This window comes from uncultured Tateyamaria sp. (assembly GCF_947497045.1).
Taxonomy (GTDB): Bacteria; Pseudomonadota; Alphaproteobacteria; order Rhodobacterales; family Rhodobacteraceae; genus Tateyamaria.
The window spans coordinates 38,419-52,385 of the sequence record NZ_CANMEU010000010.1 but is presented as its reverse complement, the minus strand read 5'-3'; the positions used below and the strand labels follow the sequence as shown (position 1 = coordinate 52,385).

The 13,967-nt window shown below is 62.3% G+C and carries 15 protein-coding genes; 4 read left to right on the top strand and 11 right to left on the bottom strand.

The features are described from left to right. Window positions 1–9: 9 nt before the first annotated feature. Complete coding sequence (locus tag Q0859_RS17225; protein WP_299153514.1) at window positions 10–774, bottom strand: alpha/beta fold hydrolase; 765 nt, start codon at window positions 772–774, stop codon at window positions 10–12. Between the two features lie 75 nt (window positions 775–849). On the opposite strand from Q0859_RS17225, the gene Q0859_RS17220 reads away from it, so the two are divergent. After that, window positions 850–1,224 (top strand): hypothetical protein, encoded by a 375-nt coding sequence (locus Q0859_RS17220; protein ID WP_299153512.1) that lies wholly within the window; start codon window positions 850–852, stop codon window positions 1,222–1,224. 65 nt (window positions 1,225–1,289) lie between these two features. On the opposite strand, the gene glyA is transcribed toward Q0859_RS17220, so the two are convergent. Then, window positions 1,290–2,585 carry a serine hydroxymethyltransferase gene (gene glyA, locus Q0859_RS17215; RefSeq protein ID WP_299153510.1) on the bottom strand — a complete coding sequence of 432 codons (1,296 nt, stop codon included), beginning with the start codon at window positions 2,583–2,585 and terminating at the stop codon, window positions 1,290–1,292. 171 nt (window positions 2,586–2,756) lie between these two features. On the opposite strand from glyA, the gene Q0859_RS17210 reads away from it, so the two are divergent. Further along, window positions 2,757–3,518, top strand: coding sequence for an NAD kinase (locus tag Q0859_RS17210; protein ID WP_299153508.1), 762 nt, complete (start codon window positions 2,757–2,759; stop codon window positions 3,516–3,518). Continuing rightward, window positions 3,515–4,762 carry a Coenzyme F420 hydrogenase/dehydrogenase, beta subunit C-terminal domain gene (locus Q0859_RS17205; protein ID WP_299153507.1) on the top strand — a complete coding sequence of 416 codons (1,248 nt, stop codon included), beginning with the start codon at window positions 3,515–3,517 and terminating at the stop codon, window positions 4,760–4,762. Before Q0859_RS17210 ends, Q0859_RS17205 begins: the two co-directional genes overlap by 4 nt. A gap of 50 nt (window positions 4,763–4,812) precedes the next feature. Here the strand turns inward: Q0859_RS17205 and Q0859_RS17200 are convergent, their stop codons facing one another. Genes Q0859_RS17200 through Q0859_RS17190 form a run of 3 tightly spaced genes read right to left on the bottom strand, consistent with a single transcriptional unit; the run spans window position 4,813 to window position 6,395 of the window. Next, complete coding sequence (locus Q0859_RS17200; protein ID WP_299153505.1) at window positions 4,813–5,373, bottom strand: SCO family protein; 561 nt, start codon at window positions 5,371–5,373, stop codon at window positions 4,813–4,815. Continuing rightward, the gene (locus tag Q0859_RS17195) at window positions 5,374–5,934 is read right to left on the bottom strand and encodes a hypothetical protein (protein WP_299153504.1); all 561 of its coding nucleotides are present in this window, start codon (window positions 5,932–5,934) and stop codon (window positions 5,374–5,376) included. After that, a complete protein-coding gene (locus tag Q0859_RS17190; protein WP_299153502.1) occupies window positions 5,931–6,395 on the bottom strand; it encodes a hypothetical protein in 465 nt (154 codons plus the stop codon). Before Q0859_RS17190 ends, Q0859_RS17195 begins: the two co-directional genes overlap by 4 nt. Before the next feature lie 172 nt (window positions 6,396–6,567). Between Q0859_RS17190 and Q0859_RS17185 the strand changes: the two genes are divergently transcribed. Further along, on the top strand, window positions 6,568–7,584 hold the full coding sequence (locus tag Q0859_RS17185) for a hypothetical protein (RefSeq protein WP_299153501.1): 1,017 nt from the start codon (window positions 6,568–6,570) through the stop codon (window positions 7,582–7,584). Between the two features lie 11 nt (window positions 7,585–7,595). On the opposite strand, the gene Q0859_RS17180 is transcribed toward Q0859_RS17185, so the two are convergent. The 6 genes from Q0859_RS17180 to Q0859_RS17155 all read right to left on the bottom strand — a co-directional run bounded on the left by Q0859_RS17180 (window position 7,596) and on the right by Q0859_RS17155 (window position 13,817). Next, window positions 7,596–8,990 carry an SPOR domain-containing protein gene (locus Q0859_RS17180; protein WP_299153499.1) on the bottom strand — a complete coding sequence of 465 codons (1,395 nt, stop codon included), beginning with the start codon at window positions 8,988–8,990 and terminating at the stop codon, window positions 7,596–7,598. A gap of 68 nt (window positions 8,991–9,058) precedes the next feature. Further along, window positions 9,059–9,691 carry a uracil phosphoribosyltransferase gene (gene upp / locus Q0859_RS17175; RefSeq protein ID WP_299153497.1) on the bottom strand — a complete coding sequence of 211 codons (633 nt, stop codon included), beginning with the start codon at window positions 9,689–9,691 and terminating at the stop codon, window positions 9,059–9,061. 141 nt (window positions 9,692–9,832) lie between these two features. Further along, window positions 9,833–11,002: a phosphopentomutase gene (locus Q0859_RS17170; protein WP_299153494.1), complete on the bottom strand. Its 1,170-nt coding sequence runs from the start codon at window positions 11,000–11,002 to the stop codon at window positions 9,833–9,835. Continuing rightward, window positions 11,002–12,309, bottom strand: a complete 1,308-nt coding sequence (locus Q0859_RS17165) for a thymidine phosphorylase (protein WP_299153492.1) — start codon at window positions 12,307–12,309, stop codon at window positions 11,002–11,004. The genes Q0859_RS17170 and Q0859_RS17165 overlap by 1 nt, the downstream gene beginning before the upstream one ends. Further along, window positions 12,306–12,707, bottom strand: coding sequence for a cytidine deaminase (locus Q0859_RS17160; protein WP_299153699.1), 402 nt, complete (start codon window positions 12,705–12,707; stop codon window positions 12,306–12,308). The genes Q0859_RS17165 and Q0859_RS17160 overlap by 4 nt, the downstream gene beginning before the upstream one ends. A gap of 18 nt (window positions 12,708–12,725) precedes the next feature. Further along, a complete protein-coding gene (locus Q0859_RS17155) occupies window positions 12,726–13,817 on the bottom strand; it encodes a cupin domain-containing protein (protein ID WP_299153490.1) in 1,092 nt (363 codons plus the stop codon). Between the last annotated feature and the right edge of the window lie 150 nt (window positions 13,818–13,967).

The window sequence follows — 13,967 nt, the reverse complement described above, 5'->3', positions numbered from 1 at the left end:
GGTCAAGGGCTAGACCTCCTGTGCATCCAGATAGGCGCGGACGGTGCCTTCAAATGCGCGGGGATCTTCGGCGTGCAGCCAATGTCCGGCTTTTGGAATCCTGGCAAAGCGGGCGTGGGTGAACAGCGCCTGAATCGCTGCGCGGTATTGCGGCGCGACATAATCCGACTGCCCGCCCGACAGAAACAGGGTCGACCCGTGGTGCTGGCCCTCGACGTCCGGAAAACCAAGGATCGCGTCCATGTTGTCGGCCAGTGCATCCAGATTGAGCCGCCACCTTCTGCCGCCAATATCAAGCGATTGGGTCAGGAAACTGCACAGGGCCGGGTCGACCCCATGGCTTGCCAGTTGTGCATTCGCATCCGAGCGGCGTGTGACTGCGTTCAGATCGACCGCCCGCATTGCCTCAATGAACTGCATCTGGCTGTGATCATAGCGAACAGGGGCGATGTCTCCGATCACCAGCCGCCGCAGCGTGTCGGGCCGCATCAGCGCCAACACCATCGCGGCTTTGCCCCCCATGGAATGTCCGACGACATCCACTGGCCCGCCAAGGTGGTCTATGACCGCGGCCAAATCGGCAGCCAGATCCGCATAGCCATGATCATCCGACCAGAAACTATGGCCGTGGTTGCGCATATCGACCGTAATCACCCGGCGTGTGTCGGCCAGCCGCTTGGCGATCACCCCCCAGTTGCGCCCCGATCCATAAAGCCCGTGGGCAATCAACAGTGGTGTACCCGTCTCGGGGCCAATCTCTGAATAGGTTAACATATCCATGGCTTAACGCGGAAACCTGCGTCGAGCCAGAGGGATTGAGCGGACCCTTGCCACGGGGTACAAGCCCGCATGGAGACCCAAGAGACGATCAACGCCCGCGCCACCCGCGTGCGAACTGCGCTGCGCACTGCTTTTGGTGTGAAGGCCAAGTCGCTGGACGCTGCCCTGCGCCGCACAGGACGGCGGTTGCCAAAACGCCTGCACGCAGAGGCGCGCCGGATCGTTGAGGCGCAGGCCCTCGGTGGGCAGCCCAAGCTGATGCGGCAGGTCGATGGCGGGGCGCTGGACAGGGCAGAAACCCGCATTCTCACTTTTCTAGGTGGTATTGACCGGCCTGATCGCCGCAAGGGGATGTGGCTTGGTATCGCTGGTGTCGTGGCCTTCAACATCCTGCTCATCGCGGCTGGGTTGGTGGTGTGGATGGTCTGGACCGGGCAGATCTAGCCCACTGCGGAAACGCAAAAGGCAGGCCAGAGCGGCCTGCCTTTTCATGTCTGTTCCGTTGTTGATCAGAGGTTCGGATAAAGCGGGAATTGCGAGCACAGGGCGGCGACTTCGGCCTTTACCCTTTCCTCGACGGCGCTGTTTCCCTCTTCGCCATTGGCTGCCAGCCCATCCACAACCTGATTGATCCAGTCGCCGATCTGGCGGAACTCGGTCTCGCCAAAGCCACGTGTTGTGCCCGCAGGGGACCCAAGGCGGATACCACTGGTGATCGTCGGTTTTTCATCGTCAAAGGGTACACCATTCTTGTTGCAGGTGATGTGCGCGCGGCCCAGTGCCTTTTCGGTGGCGTTGCCCTTGACCCCTTTGGGGCGCAGATCGACCAGCATCACATGCGTATCGGTGCCGTGGGTGACGGTATCAAGCCCACCCTTGTGCAATTGGTCCGCCAACGCCTGGGCGTTCTTGATGACCTGCTGCTGATAGGTCTTGAAGGACGGGTCCAGCGCCTCACCAAAGGCCACGGCCTTGGCGGCAATCACATGCATCAGCGGGCCACCCTGAATGCCGGGGAAAATGGCCGAATTGAATTTCTTGGCCAGCGCCTCGTCATTGGTCAGGATCATGCCACCGCGCGGGCCACGCAGGGTCTTGTGGGTCGTGGTGGTCGCCACATGCACATGCGGGAATGGGTCGGGGTACTCTCCGGCTGCGATCAGCCCTGCAAAGTGGGCCACATCGGCCAGCACCCATGCACCGACCTTGTCCGCAATCTCGCGGATGCGGGCAAAGTCGATGACGCGCGGAATGGCTGACCCGCCCGCGATGATCATCTGGGGTTTGTGTTCCAGCGCCAGCGCCTCGATCTGGTCATAGTCGATGTCCAGCGTGTCGCGCCGCACCCCGTATTGGACCGCGTTGAACCACTTGCCCGATTGGTTCGGCTTGGCCCCATGGGTCAGGTGTCCGCCTGCATCCAAAGACATGCCGAGGATCGTATCACCCGGTTGCAACAGCGCCTGAAACACGCCCTGGTTGGCTTGCGATCCGGAATTTGGCTGTACATTGGCAAAGCCGCAGCCGAAAAGCTGCTTGGCCCGCTCAATAGCGAGGTTTTCGGCGACGTCCACATATTGGCAACCCCCATAATAGCGGCGACCGGGATATCCCTCGGCGTATTTGTTGGTCATCACTGACCCTTGCGCCTCAAGCACGGCGGCGGAGACGATATTTTCGGACGCGATCAACTCGATCTCGTCACGTTGGCGGCCAAGTTCGTCGCGGATGGAGCCGAACAGCTCGGGGTCGCGATCTGCGAGGGTTTGAGTGAAAAAGCCGTCGGTGCGATGGGGCGCGTTCATGGGCACTCTCCGTGTCTGCGTGAATCGGGTATCTTTGGTGGTTTCGTATCGGAAACCGGAGCTGTGGCAAAGGATGTAAAGCGACGAAATCGCCTGTCTGGGCGGCAATGCTGGTAAGGGGCGAAAATATATGGTTCTTTTGGCGCACAACGCACGCCATAGGAAACTCCGATGCCGCTCAAAATCGCCTTTGCCGCCAGCCGGGCTGCGGTCGCACAAACGGCACGGGCGGTCCTGACCGGGCGCTATGGTGACATTGATCCGGCCAAGGCGGATGTGATCGTGGCCCTTGGCGGGGATGGGTTCATGCTGCAAACCCTGCATGACAGCCGCGACATGGGCGCGCCGGTTTATGGGATGAACCGGGGCACGATCGGGTTCTTGATGAACGAATACGGTGAAAGCGACCTGATCGCCCGGCTTGAGGCGGCCGAAGAGGCGGAATTGAACCCGCTCAGCATGACGGTGCAGGACATCCACGGACATCAGCATCAGGCGCTCGCGATCAATGAGGTCTCGCTGCTGCGCGCGGGGCCCCAAGCGGCAAAATTGCGCATCACGGTCGATGACCGTCTGCGCATGGACGAATTGGTCTGCGATGGCGCGCTCGTGGCGACGCCAGCCGGGTCTACGGCCTACAACTATTCCGCCCACGGCCCCGTCCTGCCCATCGGTTCGGACGTGCTGGCCCTGACGGCTGTCGCCGCCTTTCGTCCGCGTCGCTGGCGCGGGGCCTTGCTGCCCAAGATGGCGCATGTGCGCTTTGATGTGCTTGAGGTCGACAAGCGCCCCGTCATGGCCGAGGCGGATTCACGCTCCATCCGTGATGTGGTGTCGGTCGAAATCCAGTCCGAACCCTCGGTCGTGCACCGCATCCTTTTCGACCCTGGCCACGGGCTTGAGGAGCGGCTGATCTCGGAACAGTTCGCGTGACTTTGCGCGACCCCGCACCGCGCAGCCTGTGCACGGATTGCGGGGTGTCGCGGATGAAGGATCCTTCGGCCTGCGGCACCGCCTGTCAGTTCATAAAACCCGACTATCCGGGGATGGAGCGCGCCGTGCATGGGCGGGCGCGCGGGTCGGGGGATGAGTTGTTTTTCGGCCCCTTCCAGTCCATGCACCGCGCCCGCATGGCGACCTCTGCCAAGGGCGCGCAATGGACAGGAATCACCACGAGCCTCGCCGCCGATCTGATGCGAAAGGGCAAGGTTGATGCCGTGTTAACCATGGTGCCGGATGCAGAGGACCGCTGGAAACCGCAGCCTGCCTTGATCACCGATGCGGACGACATGGCCCGCGCACGGGGCATGCGTATGGGGTATGCGCCGCTTCTTGCGCTGCTTGAGGACGCACAGGCGCGCGATTTCAAACGGCTGGCTGTGATCGGCATTCCTTGCCAGATCCATGCCCTGCGCAAACTCGAAGCGGATCTTGGGTTTGACCGGCTTTACGTGATTGGCACGCCTTGCTCGGACAACACCACGACCGAGAACTTTCACAGCTTCCTTAAGCTGCTGGATGAAGATGCGGGCGCGATCACCTACCTTGAATTTCGGGCCGACTACCGGGTCGAATTGCGGTTCGAGGATGGGCGGCAACGGCTGATCCCGTTCCTGAGCCTGCCGATCTCCGATCTGCCCCCCGACTTCTTCCCGCTCACCTGTCGCACCTGCGTGGACTATACCAACGCGCTGGCCGACATCACGGTGGGCTACATGGCCGGGCAAGGCGATCAATGGGTGATTGTGCGCAATGCGCGCGGGGCCGAAATGCTGGAGGGGCTGGGCGACCGGATCATCCTCAGCGCCCCGGACAGCAAGGGGAAGCGGCACGCCGCCGTCAAAGGGTTCATCGCCAACACCGCGCGCGCGGCGGGTGGGTTGCCATTGCGCCGGATGCCCAAGTGGGTGCGTCCCATCGTCACTTGGCTGCAACCGCGTACCGGGCCGCGCGGCCTCGAATTTGCGCGCACGCGGGTCGAGATGAAGGCGGCCGAAACCATCCTGCACCTGCGTCACTCGCTGCCTGCCAAGATGAAAAACATGATCCCCGACCATGTCTGGCGGATTGCGAAACCCTATGACCTCACGCCAGAGCCGGACGAGTGCCATGATCTTCTTTTGACCAAAAATACCGCGGGGGAGGCCGCAAGGCCGGGGGCAGAGCCTCCTAAATAGATAAATCCCCGCCTCTGGCGGGAGGGCAGGACCGCAACCAACGCTGATACCTAACTCTTAGGTTCCAGATATCCGCGCGCGATGCCCGCAACCTGCGCCACATCCAGGACGGGGGGCAGCAAGGTCAGCGTCTCACCCGATGCGTCCAGCAAATGTACAAAACTGCCATGGGCGTAAATCCAGCCATATTCAGGGTCTTCAAACAGCTTGGTGATCTCGATGTTGAACCCGTCATAGGCCGTCTGGAGGGCCGCTTCATCGCCGGTCAACCCAATGAAATCAGGGTGAATTGCGGCGAGCGGTGCGCCCATCGTCTCAACCCGGTCCTGATCAGGGGCGACGGTGATCATCACCGGCGTCACCTCAATCCCGTCTCGTGCAAGTTCATCGACCACCTGTGCCATCAAGGGCAGGGCCGCCGAACAGATGTTAAGGCAATTGGCATAACCAAAGAACAACAGCTGCGCCCGCCCGTCCGGGTCTTCTTGCGTGCGGGTCTGCCCATGCTGGTCAATCAACGCATAAGGCCCGCCGATCTCAACCGGAAACGGGCTTTGCCCGGCGGCCGGAAAGGCCGCCAGGCCAAGTGCAAGTGTCAACGCACGCAGCATTCAGAAATTATCCGCAATAAAGGCCTGATCGACCTCAAGCCCGAGACCCAGATAGCCTTCGGTGGCGATGATCTCCTTGATACGCGGATCACGGCGGAACCACGGGCCTTTGCCTTTGGCCTCGGGATAAGTCTTGGCCCAGACCTTGGTCCATTGGTTCGCCTTGATCTTATCGGCGTCCGCGACCTTGATGGTTTGCAGCAGATAGACGTTGTTGGCCCCGAGTTCAGGGTCATCAATCATCAACCCGTCCACGGTGACCTGCTGCCCGCAAAACGGGGCCAGCTCCACCGCCGCACCGGTAAAGGCGGGCTGGCTGTTTTTCATCGGCAGAACCAGAACATCATCGGCACTGCGCACAAGGCCAAGCTGGCGTTTGCCGGCCCCGCAATCCTCCGGGCAGTCGCCGGTCAGGGTGCACAGCACATCCACGACCTGGGCGTCAAACTTGGCAGGCACCTCGGCATAAAGGTTCCAACTGCGGGCTTCAGAGCCTTCGGAAAAATCCTGCGCGGCGAGCGGGCTGGCGATCAGCGCCAGACATGCAATCAGATGTTTCATTTGTTGGGATCCGGGATCGAGAATGGGGGAACGTTGCCAAAATCATCGTGGTTCACGTTGGTGATATCCATGTCCGAAACCACTTCGGACACCACGAGGTACTTCAGCCCGTCACGCTCATACAGCATGCCGTCTGCTTCGACTGTGTGTGCGGCGAGGTTCAGGATTGTGTCCCCACCTGCCGTTTCGGTGTCATCACCGACCTTGAGGACCATATAAACGGTCCCGTCCTCGGCCAGCAGCCCGACCGGGATGCCCCCCGCACTGCACCACAGCGCACAGGTATGGTGGGCGGATCCGACAACCGCATCGGGGCTGCCCATGACGCCGGAGTAATAACACCATGTATCAATGATTTCACCGGTCACCTGCACCCGCGTGCCTTCGGCGGCATGCCCCGCAATCGGGGCGATGAGCAGCGCAATGGCCGACGCTAGTCCTGTTAAAATCTGGGATCGCATGAACCCTGCCTTTCCTTAGGTCAACTTCCCCCCACCGTAAGCACCAGAACGCGTCCGTCAAATCACGCTTTTTCGATTTGGGCGGATTCGTGATCGCTTGGCGGACCGGTGCGGGCGTGATAAGAAGAAGCACAACAACGAGGCATATTTTGGCCCGCGCAGTACGACAGGCATGACAGCACTGACCAAATACGACCGGCTTGAGGCGACGGGCCTGTGGCGGACAGCGCAGGATGCGCAGCGGCGCGAGGTGATCGTGTCCATTGGCGATGCCACCCTTGTGATCTCTGATCTGAACGACAAGGCGATCACCCACTGGTCCCTTGCAGCCGTGGAACGGGCGGTAGGCACCTCCGGTGCAGGCGCGATCTTTCACCCCGACGGAGACCCGTCCGAAACGCTGGAGCTTGGCCCGGAAGAGGGCGAGATGATCGCCGCAATTGACACGCTGCGCACGGCCGTGGCCCGCGCGCGTCCCCACCCGGGGCGTTTGCGCTGGCTTGGTGTCGCGCTGTCCGCATCCGCCGTCGCCGCGTTGGCAGTGTTCTGGCTGCCGGGCGCTTTGGTGGATCATGCCATGCGCGTTGTGCCCCCCGTCAAGGAGGCCGAAATCGGCTCCGCCTTGCTGGCCCGGATCGAACGGGTGTCCGGCGTGCCCTGCCGCAGCGCCGAGGCGCGCCCGGCACTGGCCGCACTCGCCGGGCGCACGGGAGCAGCCCGTCTGGTGATCGTGCCAGACGGGGTGCGCGACGGCTTGTCCCTGCCCGGCGGCACCATCCTGCTCAATCGGGCCCTGGTCGAGGATTTCGAAGAGCCGGATGTGGCCGCAGGTTACGTTCTGGTCGAGCAGGTCCGCAGCATCATCGCCCCGCCGTTGCGGGATTTGCTGGAATATGCAGGCACCCGCGCCACCGCCCAGTTGCTGACGACGGGCAGCCTGCCTGCAAGCGCACTTGATGCCTATACCGAGGCGCAATTGGCCACGCCGGCCACGACCCTCGCGCCTGATATTATCTTGCCTGCCTTTGCAGCGGCCAAGGTGCGCAGTTCACCCTATGCGCGGGCACGCGACATTTCGGGCGAGGAAACGCTGGCCTTGATCGAGGCTGATCCGATGGCCGATGTGGCCTCGGACCCGATCATGCGCGACCGGGACTGGATCCAGCTTCAGGCGATCTGCGAAGACTGAGCGCCGCTGCCTTATTTGCGAATGAACGCATCCCCAAAGCCCGCCGCACGGCTGCGGTTCAGCCCGTTGTTCAGCGTCGAGGACGAGGTGAATGGCCCGGCAAGCACAACCTGATAGGTCTTGCCCTTGCGCGTCAGTTTGCCAATGCGTGCGGGTAACCCGGCGCGTGAAATCCGTTGGGCGGCCGCCTTTGCATTGGCGGGCTGACCATAGGTGCCGACCTGAACATAACGACCCGGCACGGCCACTTGCGCTTTGGCTTTGCGGGTCGGGGCAGCCTGCTGACTCGCAACCGGGGCAGTGGCGGCGACTTGCGGGGCTGGTGCCTTGGCCTTGTTGCGCACAATGCGTTTCATCAGCGTCCCGTTACGACGTACAAGGGTCACGGTCCCTAACTCGCGGGTCTGTGTCGTCTGATCCGTATAGGGATAGACAAGTGGAACCTTCGAGGTCACGTCGCGGCCCGTGGGCTGGTCGATCAGACGGCGCGGCACGGTGTTGGTCCAGATGAGCCGCGACCGGGCGATGCCTTCGAGGTTTTGCTCGGCACGGCGCGGGTTCAGCCGGTCATCCTCCCACACAGGGCGGTAGCCCTCGGGGACAACTTTGGGGCCGCCACGCTGGCGGGCGTCAAACACATGACGGGGCACAACGCGGGTTTCCTGGCTTGTCGCAACCGAGGTCGAGATGCCTCTGCTGGAGGACCGGGTCACGGGCTGCGGACCACAGCGCACAGGGGCCTTTTCACCGGAATTGATATAGCGGCCACTGATCGGCGAGGCCCCCGGGCAGGCTGGTACATGCTGTTTCACAACCGCGGTGCGGGGTGCCGGGGCTGCTGTCACGGGTTTTGGTTTCGGCGTTGGGGTCACGACGACCTTGGGCGCGACGGGCGTTGCCGCAGGGGCGGGGCGGCGCACCTGAACGCGTTGCACAGGCTTTGGCGCTGGTGCCGTGACCACGCGGCGGGTGAGGGGTTGTGTCACAACCGGGCGCGGGGTGGTGGCCACGCGGGCGGGGGCAGGAGCAGCAGGCGCGCGCACGACAGGTGCCGGGGCGGTGGCCTGCGGGGCGGGGGTCGGCACCGTAATCTGCTCGACACCGGACGCGTTTGCCGATTGCTGAGGGGTGGTGCGCGCCGCCTGGGCCGCATTTGCGCTCAACGTCGGGGTCTGGCCACAGATCAGACGACGTTGGCGGTTCACCCGGGGCACCCAGGTCACATTCCCGTCGATTCCGGCCCGAATATAGACGCACCCCTGGCTGTCGACGTACTGTGACCCTTTAAAGGAGGCTGGCGGAAATTCCGCTGGCGCCTGAGCATTGCGTAGATTCTGAGCATGCGATGCGCCGATCCCGAAAGAGGCCGCAATCACCGCCAGCGCGACAATTCTTGTAACTTTCATCATATCCCCCACAAGATATGGATGAAACGATGCCTGAATGCGCGATCAGAGTAAAGACGCCAGCACAGCTATTTGGTGCCAAACATGCGATCTCCGGCATCCCCAAGGCCGGGAACGATATACCCAACCTCGTTCAATCGCCGATCAACCGCGGCTGTGACGATCGGAACGTCGGGATGGGCCTCTTTCATGCGCGCGATTCCTTCGGGGGCGGCCAGCAGACACAAGAACCGTATGTTGGTCGCGCCCGCCTTCTTGAGCAGATCAATCGCCGCCACGGATGAATTGCCGGTGGCGAGCATCGGATCCACGGCAATCACCAGACGGTCATCCAGACCCTCGGGCACTTTGAAATAATACTGAACCGGCTCCAGCGTCTCTTCATCGCGGTACAGCCCGACAAAGCCGACGCGGGCCGAGGGGATCAACTCCAGCACACCGTCAAGCAGACCATTGCCCGCGCGCAAAATGGAAATCAGCGCCAGTTTCTTGCCAGCCAGTGTCGGGGCGTCCATCGGTTCCATCGGCGTATCAATATGTTTGGTGGTCATGGCCAGCCCGCGGGTGACTTCATAGGCCAGCAGCTGGCTGATCTCACGCAGCAATTGGCGAAACACCGCTGTGGGCGTAGTCACATCACGCATGAGGGTCAGCTTGTGCTGAACAAGGGGATGGTCAACGACGGTCAGATGATCAGACATGAGGCACGCTCCTTTGCTGGGGTCCTTCTGACGTGCGCCAGGACGTAACACAATCCCCCTTCCTTTCGCCAAAAATACCTCGGGGGAGGCCTTTGGCCGGGGGCAGAGCCCCCTGAATAAAAGGTGTGCGCCGTCAGGCGCTCATCGGGGCCGAACGCCCAAGTGGCGCGCGACCAGTGCGGCCACATCGACAAAACCCATCAATCCAAGGGGCGCGCCATCCCCGCCCTCAACCAGAACCGGAACACGTTCGCGGGTGTGATCGGTGCCAACCCATGTGGGGTCATTGCCATGATCTGCGGTGATCACCAACATGTCGCCATCCCGCAACCGCGCTCGCAAGCGCCCAAGTGCGGCATCGAACCACTCCAGGTGACGGGCATAACCCGACACATCGCGGCGATGCCCGTAAAGACTGTCAAACTCGACAAAGTTGGCAAAGGTCAGGCTGCCTTCCTCGGCACCATCCACCAAATCAGACAGATGATCCATCAGGGCCGCATCGGTCCCCTTACGGACCTCGTCAAATCCCTGCTGAGAGAAGATATCCCCCACTTTGCCAATCCCATAGACGCGCGCGCCACTGTCCTGCACCCAATTGGACAGGATGGGTGCGGGCGGGGTGATGGCAAAATCACGTCGGTTGGCGGTCCGCTCAAACGCCCCCTCCACCCCTACAAACGGCCGCGCAATCACGCGCCCCACGCGCATTTCGTGCAACACCGGGGCCACCGCACGACACAGATCCAACAGGCGGTCGAGGCCAAAGTGGTCTTCATGTGCAGCGATCTGGAACACACTGTCCGCAGAGGTATAGCAAATCGGATAACCCGTCCTGATATGCTCCGCCCCGCAGGTCGCCATGATGTCCGTCCCCGAAGCATGACAATTGCCCAAAATGCAGTCCACACCGGCAGCCGCACAAACGGCCTCCACGACCTCAGGCGGAAAGGCAGGCTGCGCGTCGGGAAAATAATGCCAGTCCCACGGCACGGGCACGCCTGCCAGTTCCCAATGGCCCGAAGGAGTATCCTTGCCACGGGACCGTTCGGTTGCTGCCCCAAACCGCCCCGGCGCAACCTGCGCCCCATTGGCCAGCGCCATCGCATCCAGCACGCCCATCTCGGTCATGTTGGGAATGGCCAGCGGGCCGGAACGCCCATCCTCCGCCTGACCCGCCGCACAGGCCTCAAGGATATGACCAAGCGTGTTGGCACCGGAATCGGGCACCGTTCCATTGAAATAGTCGCCCGCATCCGGGGCACCGCCAATGCCGACCGAGTCGATGACAACCAGAAACGCGCGGCCCATCACCCGACCCGATCTGCGATCAAATCAGGTATCGGTGCGGCGCGCGGCCCGACTGTGATCGCGGCGCGCAAGGCCGCCTCAGCCCGGTCTGCATCCGCAGCGCGGGCGGCGTGGATCACCGCAAGCGGTTGGCCGCGGTCCACCTTTGTGCCAAGACGCACAACATCGCGCAGACCCACGGCAGGGTTGATGGTGTCGCTTTCAACCGCGCGCCCGCCGCCAAGGTCCACAACAGCCAGACCCAAGGCCTCACCGTCTATGGCCGCGACAAACCCCTGGCCTGTGGCGGAAATTTCACGGATCACCGGGGCTTCGGGCAGGAAGCGGGCAAAGTTTTCAACAAACTCGACCGGGCCGCCCATGGCCGCAATCATCTGACCAAACCGCTCTGCTGCGTGTCCGTCCGCGATGGCCTGCGCAATCGCATCCGCTCCGGCCTGCACATCCGCCGCCAAGCCACAATTGGCCAGCAATACACCCCCCAAAGAGGCACAGATTTCAATCAGCGGCCCCTGAGTCTGCCCAGTCAGGACGGCCATCACCTCGGCCACCTCAAGCGCGTTGCCAAGGGCAGGGGCGAGCGGCTGGCTCATATCCGTGATCAGGGCGGTGGTCTTGCACCCGGCCGCATTGGCGGTCTTGACCAACGCATCGGCAAGGCCGCGCGCTTCGTCCATGTCTTTCATAAATGCGCCCGACCCGACCTTGACGTCCAGCACCAAGCCATCCAGCCCCGCCGCCAGCTTTTTGGACAGGATCGAGGCGGTGATCAGATCAAGGCTTTCCACGGTCGCCGTTACATCGCGCACCGCATAAAGCCGCTTGTCCGCGGGCGCGATATCCGCGGTGGCCCCGACAATGGCACAGCCCGCGCGAGTGATCACATCGCGCAACCGCCGCTCGTCAAGATGGGTGGCCACCCCCGGAATGGCGTCCAGTTTGTCGAGCGTTCCGCCGGTATGGCCCAAACCCCGCCCCGAGATCATCGGCACATAGGCCCCGCACGCCGCCAGCGCCGGGGCAAGGATCAGGCTCACACAATCGCCCACGCCCCCGGTCGAATGCTTGTCCAGCACAGGCCCCGGCAGGTCCCAGTCCAGCACCCGGCCACTGTCACGCATCGCCAATGTGAGGGCCACGCGACCCACATCGCCCAACCCGTTCAGGCAGACCGCCATCGCAAAGGCCCCCGACTGGGCATCAGTGACAGACCCATCGGCAAGGCCCTGGGCAAACCAGTTCAACTCGTCCCGGGTGGGGGTCTGACGCTGACGTAGCTTTGCAATGATGGTGCGCGCGTTACTCATGCATCACCCTCCATATGGGCAGCACCAAACGCACCGGGGAGCAGTTCGGCCAATGTCATCACCTGCTGAACCCCGCCCGTGGTGGCCATGGTGACGCGCACATCGCCCGCCCCGAATTCAGCCAGTTTCTGACGGCACCCGCCACAGGGCGTTACCGGCATCGGGCTGCCCGCAACCACATAAACCTCTGCAATCTCACGCGCGCCATCGGCAACCATCGCGGCAATGGCACCGGCCTCGGCACAGGTGCCTTCGGGATAGGCCACGTTTTCGACATTGCACCCGGCATAGATCGCACCGGAAGGCGTGCAGATCGCCGCCCCCACCTGAAAATTGGAATAAGGGGCGTGCGCGTTTTCCCGCACCGCCAATGCCCGGCTTTTCAGATCGTCACGCATATCACTCATATCCCAGCCTCATTCCGCAACCGCATGCGTGGCAAACACACCGGGCAGCGAAACCTCCAACAGTTCCAGATCATCCGAAGGCTCTGCATAGCGCACCGCCATCCCCGGTGGAACAACAAAGGCATCCCCGGGGGCCAGGAGGACAGGCGCATGACCCGCCCCCTCAAGGGTCAGGGCACCTTCCATTACAAAGGTGAACAGAATGTCACTGTCATGGGTGGACCAACCGGCCGGGCCGGATGCCCGACGGGCCACCTGCACGCCGGCAACACCGTTCGTACCGGCACTGATGCCCGTGTCACGCGCCTCAAACCCCGCAATCCGGAACGGAGCCCATTTGGCCTGATCCACTTTATGATGCACAAAGCGCTGCCCCTGAAACCGACGATCCGGCTTTGCAGGGCCATTGGGCAGAACCATGTCGTGATCAATCGTGGTGATGTGTTCGGCAGGCACACCAATCTCGATCACCTCGATATTGTCACTGGCAAAAAGGACACGGTGGCGGATCTCGGGGGGCTGGATCACGCAACAGCCCGCTTCAAGACGAAACGGCTCCCCTTGATCCTCATAGACCAGATCAACCCAACCCCGATAGCAAAAGATCAGCTGAAAACCGACGGTGTGATAATGCACCGTGTCCGGTACAGGGCCGCCATCGGGAATGCGAATGTGGCTGGCAATGATGGATCCACCAAGGCGATCCGGGATCAGATCACGATAGTGCATGCCCGCACGGCCAATCACCCAAGGGGCCTGATCGGCAAGACGGCGCACCACAAAGCTGTGAGCAGTGTCGGGCATCACAAGGGGCGGGGTCAGCAGGTCAATTTCGATCCTTGTGCCATTGGGGGCGTGCAGCACGCACGCACCATCCGCAAACGCATCGGGCGCATCGGTCAGAATACGCACCGTCCCCGCAGGCTCGCGCGCCCCTGTCTCAAGACGCAAACGCAAGCCATGGCCGGAAAACACGGCCACCTGCGGGTCGTCGGCTGGATAGATCATGTCCATCCGCATCCCCAAAACAGACGTAAAAAACGCAATGTCATCGCGCAACACCTTGCTGGGCAACCGTATTTCGGCCCGCGTCTCGCTCATCGGAATATCCCCTTCATCTTGCCAAATAAACTCTGGGGGAATTGCGAATGCAATGGGGGCAAAGCCCCCCGAAACATCGCGTGCGCGCCAGCGCTCCTTTGGATCACGATTTGCGGCGATTGACCAAAGGTCAATTGGCGACCTGCCCAA

What these genes read in the sequence shown, in the direction of transcription:
- Q0859_RS17185 (WP_299153501.1), top strand. Translation starts at nt 6,568, where the DNA reads ATGACAGCACTGACCAAATACGACCGGCTTGAGGCGACGGGCCTGTGG.
- Q0859_RS17210 (WP_299153508.1), top strand. Translation starts at nt 2,757, where the DNA reads ATGCCGCTCAAAATCGCCTTTGCCGCCAGCCGGGCTGCGGTCGCACAA.
- Q0859_RS17165 (WP_299153492.1), bottom strand. Translation starts at nt 12,309, where the DNA reads ATGAGTAACGCGCGCACCATCATTGCAAAGCTACGTCAGCGTCAGACC.
- Q0859_RS17200 (WP_299153505.1), bottom strand. Translation starts at nt 5,373, where the DNA reads ATGCTGCGTGCGTTGACACTTGCACTTGGCCTGGCGGCCTTTCCGGCC.
- Q0859_RS17225 (WP_299153514.1), bottom strand. Translation starts at nt 774, where the DNA reads ATGTTAACCTATTCAGAGATTGGCCCCGAGACGGGTACACCACTGTTG.
- Q0859_RS17155 (WP_299153490.1), bottom strand. Translation starts at nt 13,817, where the DNA reads ATGAGCGAGACGCGGGCCGAAATACGGTTGCCCAGCAAGGTGTTGCGC.
- Q0859_RS17220 (WP_299153512.1), top strand. Translation starts at nt 850, where the DNA reads ATGGAGACCCAAGAGACGATCAACGCCCGCGCCACCCGCGTGCGAACT.
- Q0859_RS17195 (WP_299153504.1), bottom strand. Translation starts at nt 5,934, where the DNA reads ATGAAACATCTGATTGCATGTCTGGCGCTGATCGCCAGCCCGCTCGCC.
- Q0859_RS17170 (WP_299153494.1), bottom strand. Translation starts at nt 11,002, where the DNA reads ATGGGCCGCGCGTTTCTGGTTGTCATCGACTCGGTCGGCATTGGCGGT.
- Q0859_RS17180 (WP_299153499.1), bottom strand. Translation starts at nt 8,990, where the DNA reads ATGAAAGTTACAAGAATTGTCGCGCTGGCGGTGATTGCGGCCTCTTTC.
- Q0859_RS17190 (WP_299153502.1), bottom strand. Translation starts at nt 6,395, where the DNA reads ATGCGATCCCAGATTTTAACAGGACTAGCGTCGGCCATTGCGCTGCTC.
- upp (WP_299153497.1), bottom strand. Translation starts at nt 9,691, where the DNA reads ATGTCTGATCATCTGACCGTCGTTGACCATCCCCTTGTTCAGCACAAG.
- Q0859_RS17160 (WP_299153699.1), bottom strand. Translation starts at nt 12,707, where the DNA reads ATGCGTGACGATCTGAAAAGCCGGGCATTGGCGGTGCGGGAAAACGCG.
- glyA (WP_299153510.1), bottom strand. Translation starts at nt 2,585, where the DNA reads ATGAACGCGCCCCATCGCACCGACGGCTTTTTCACTCAAACCCTCGCA.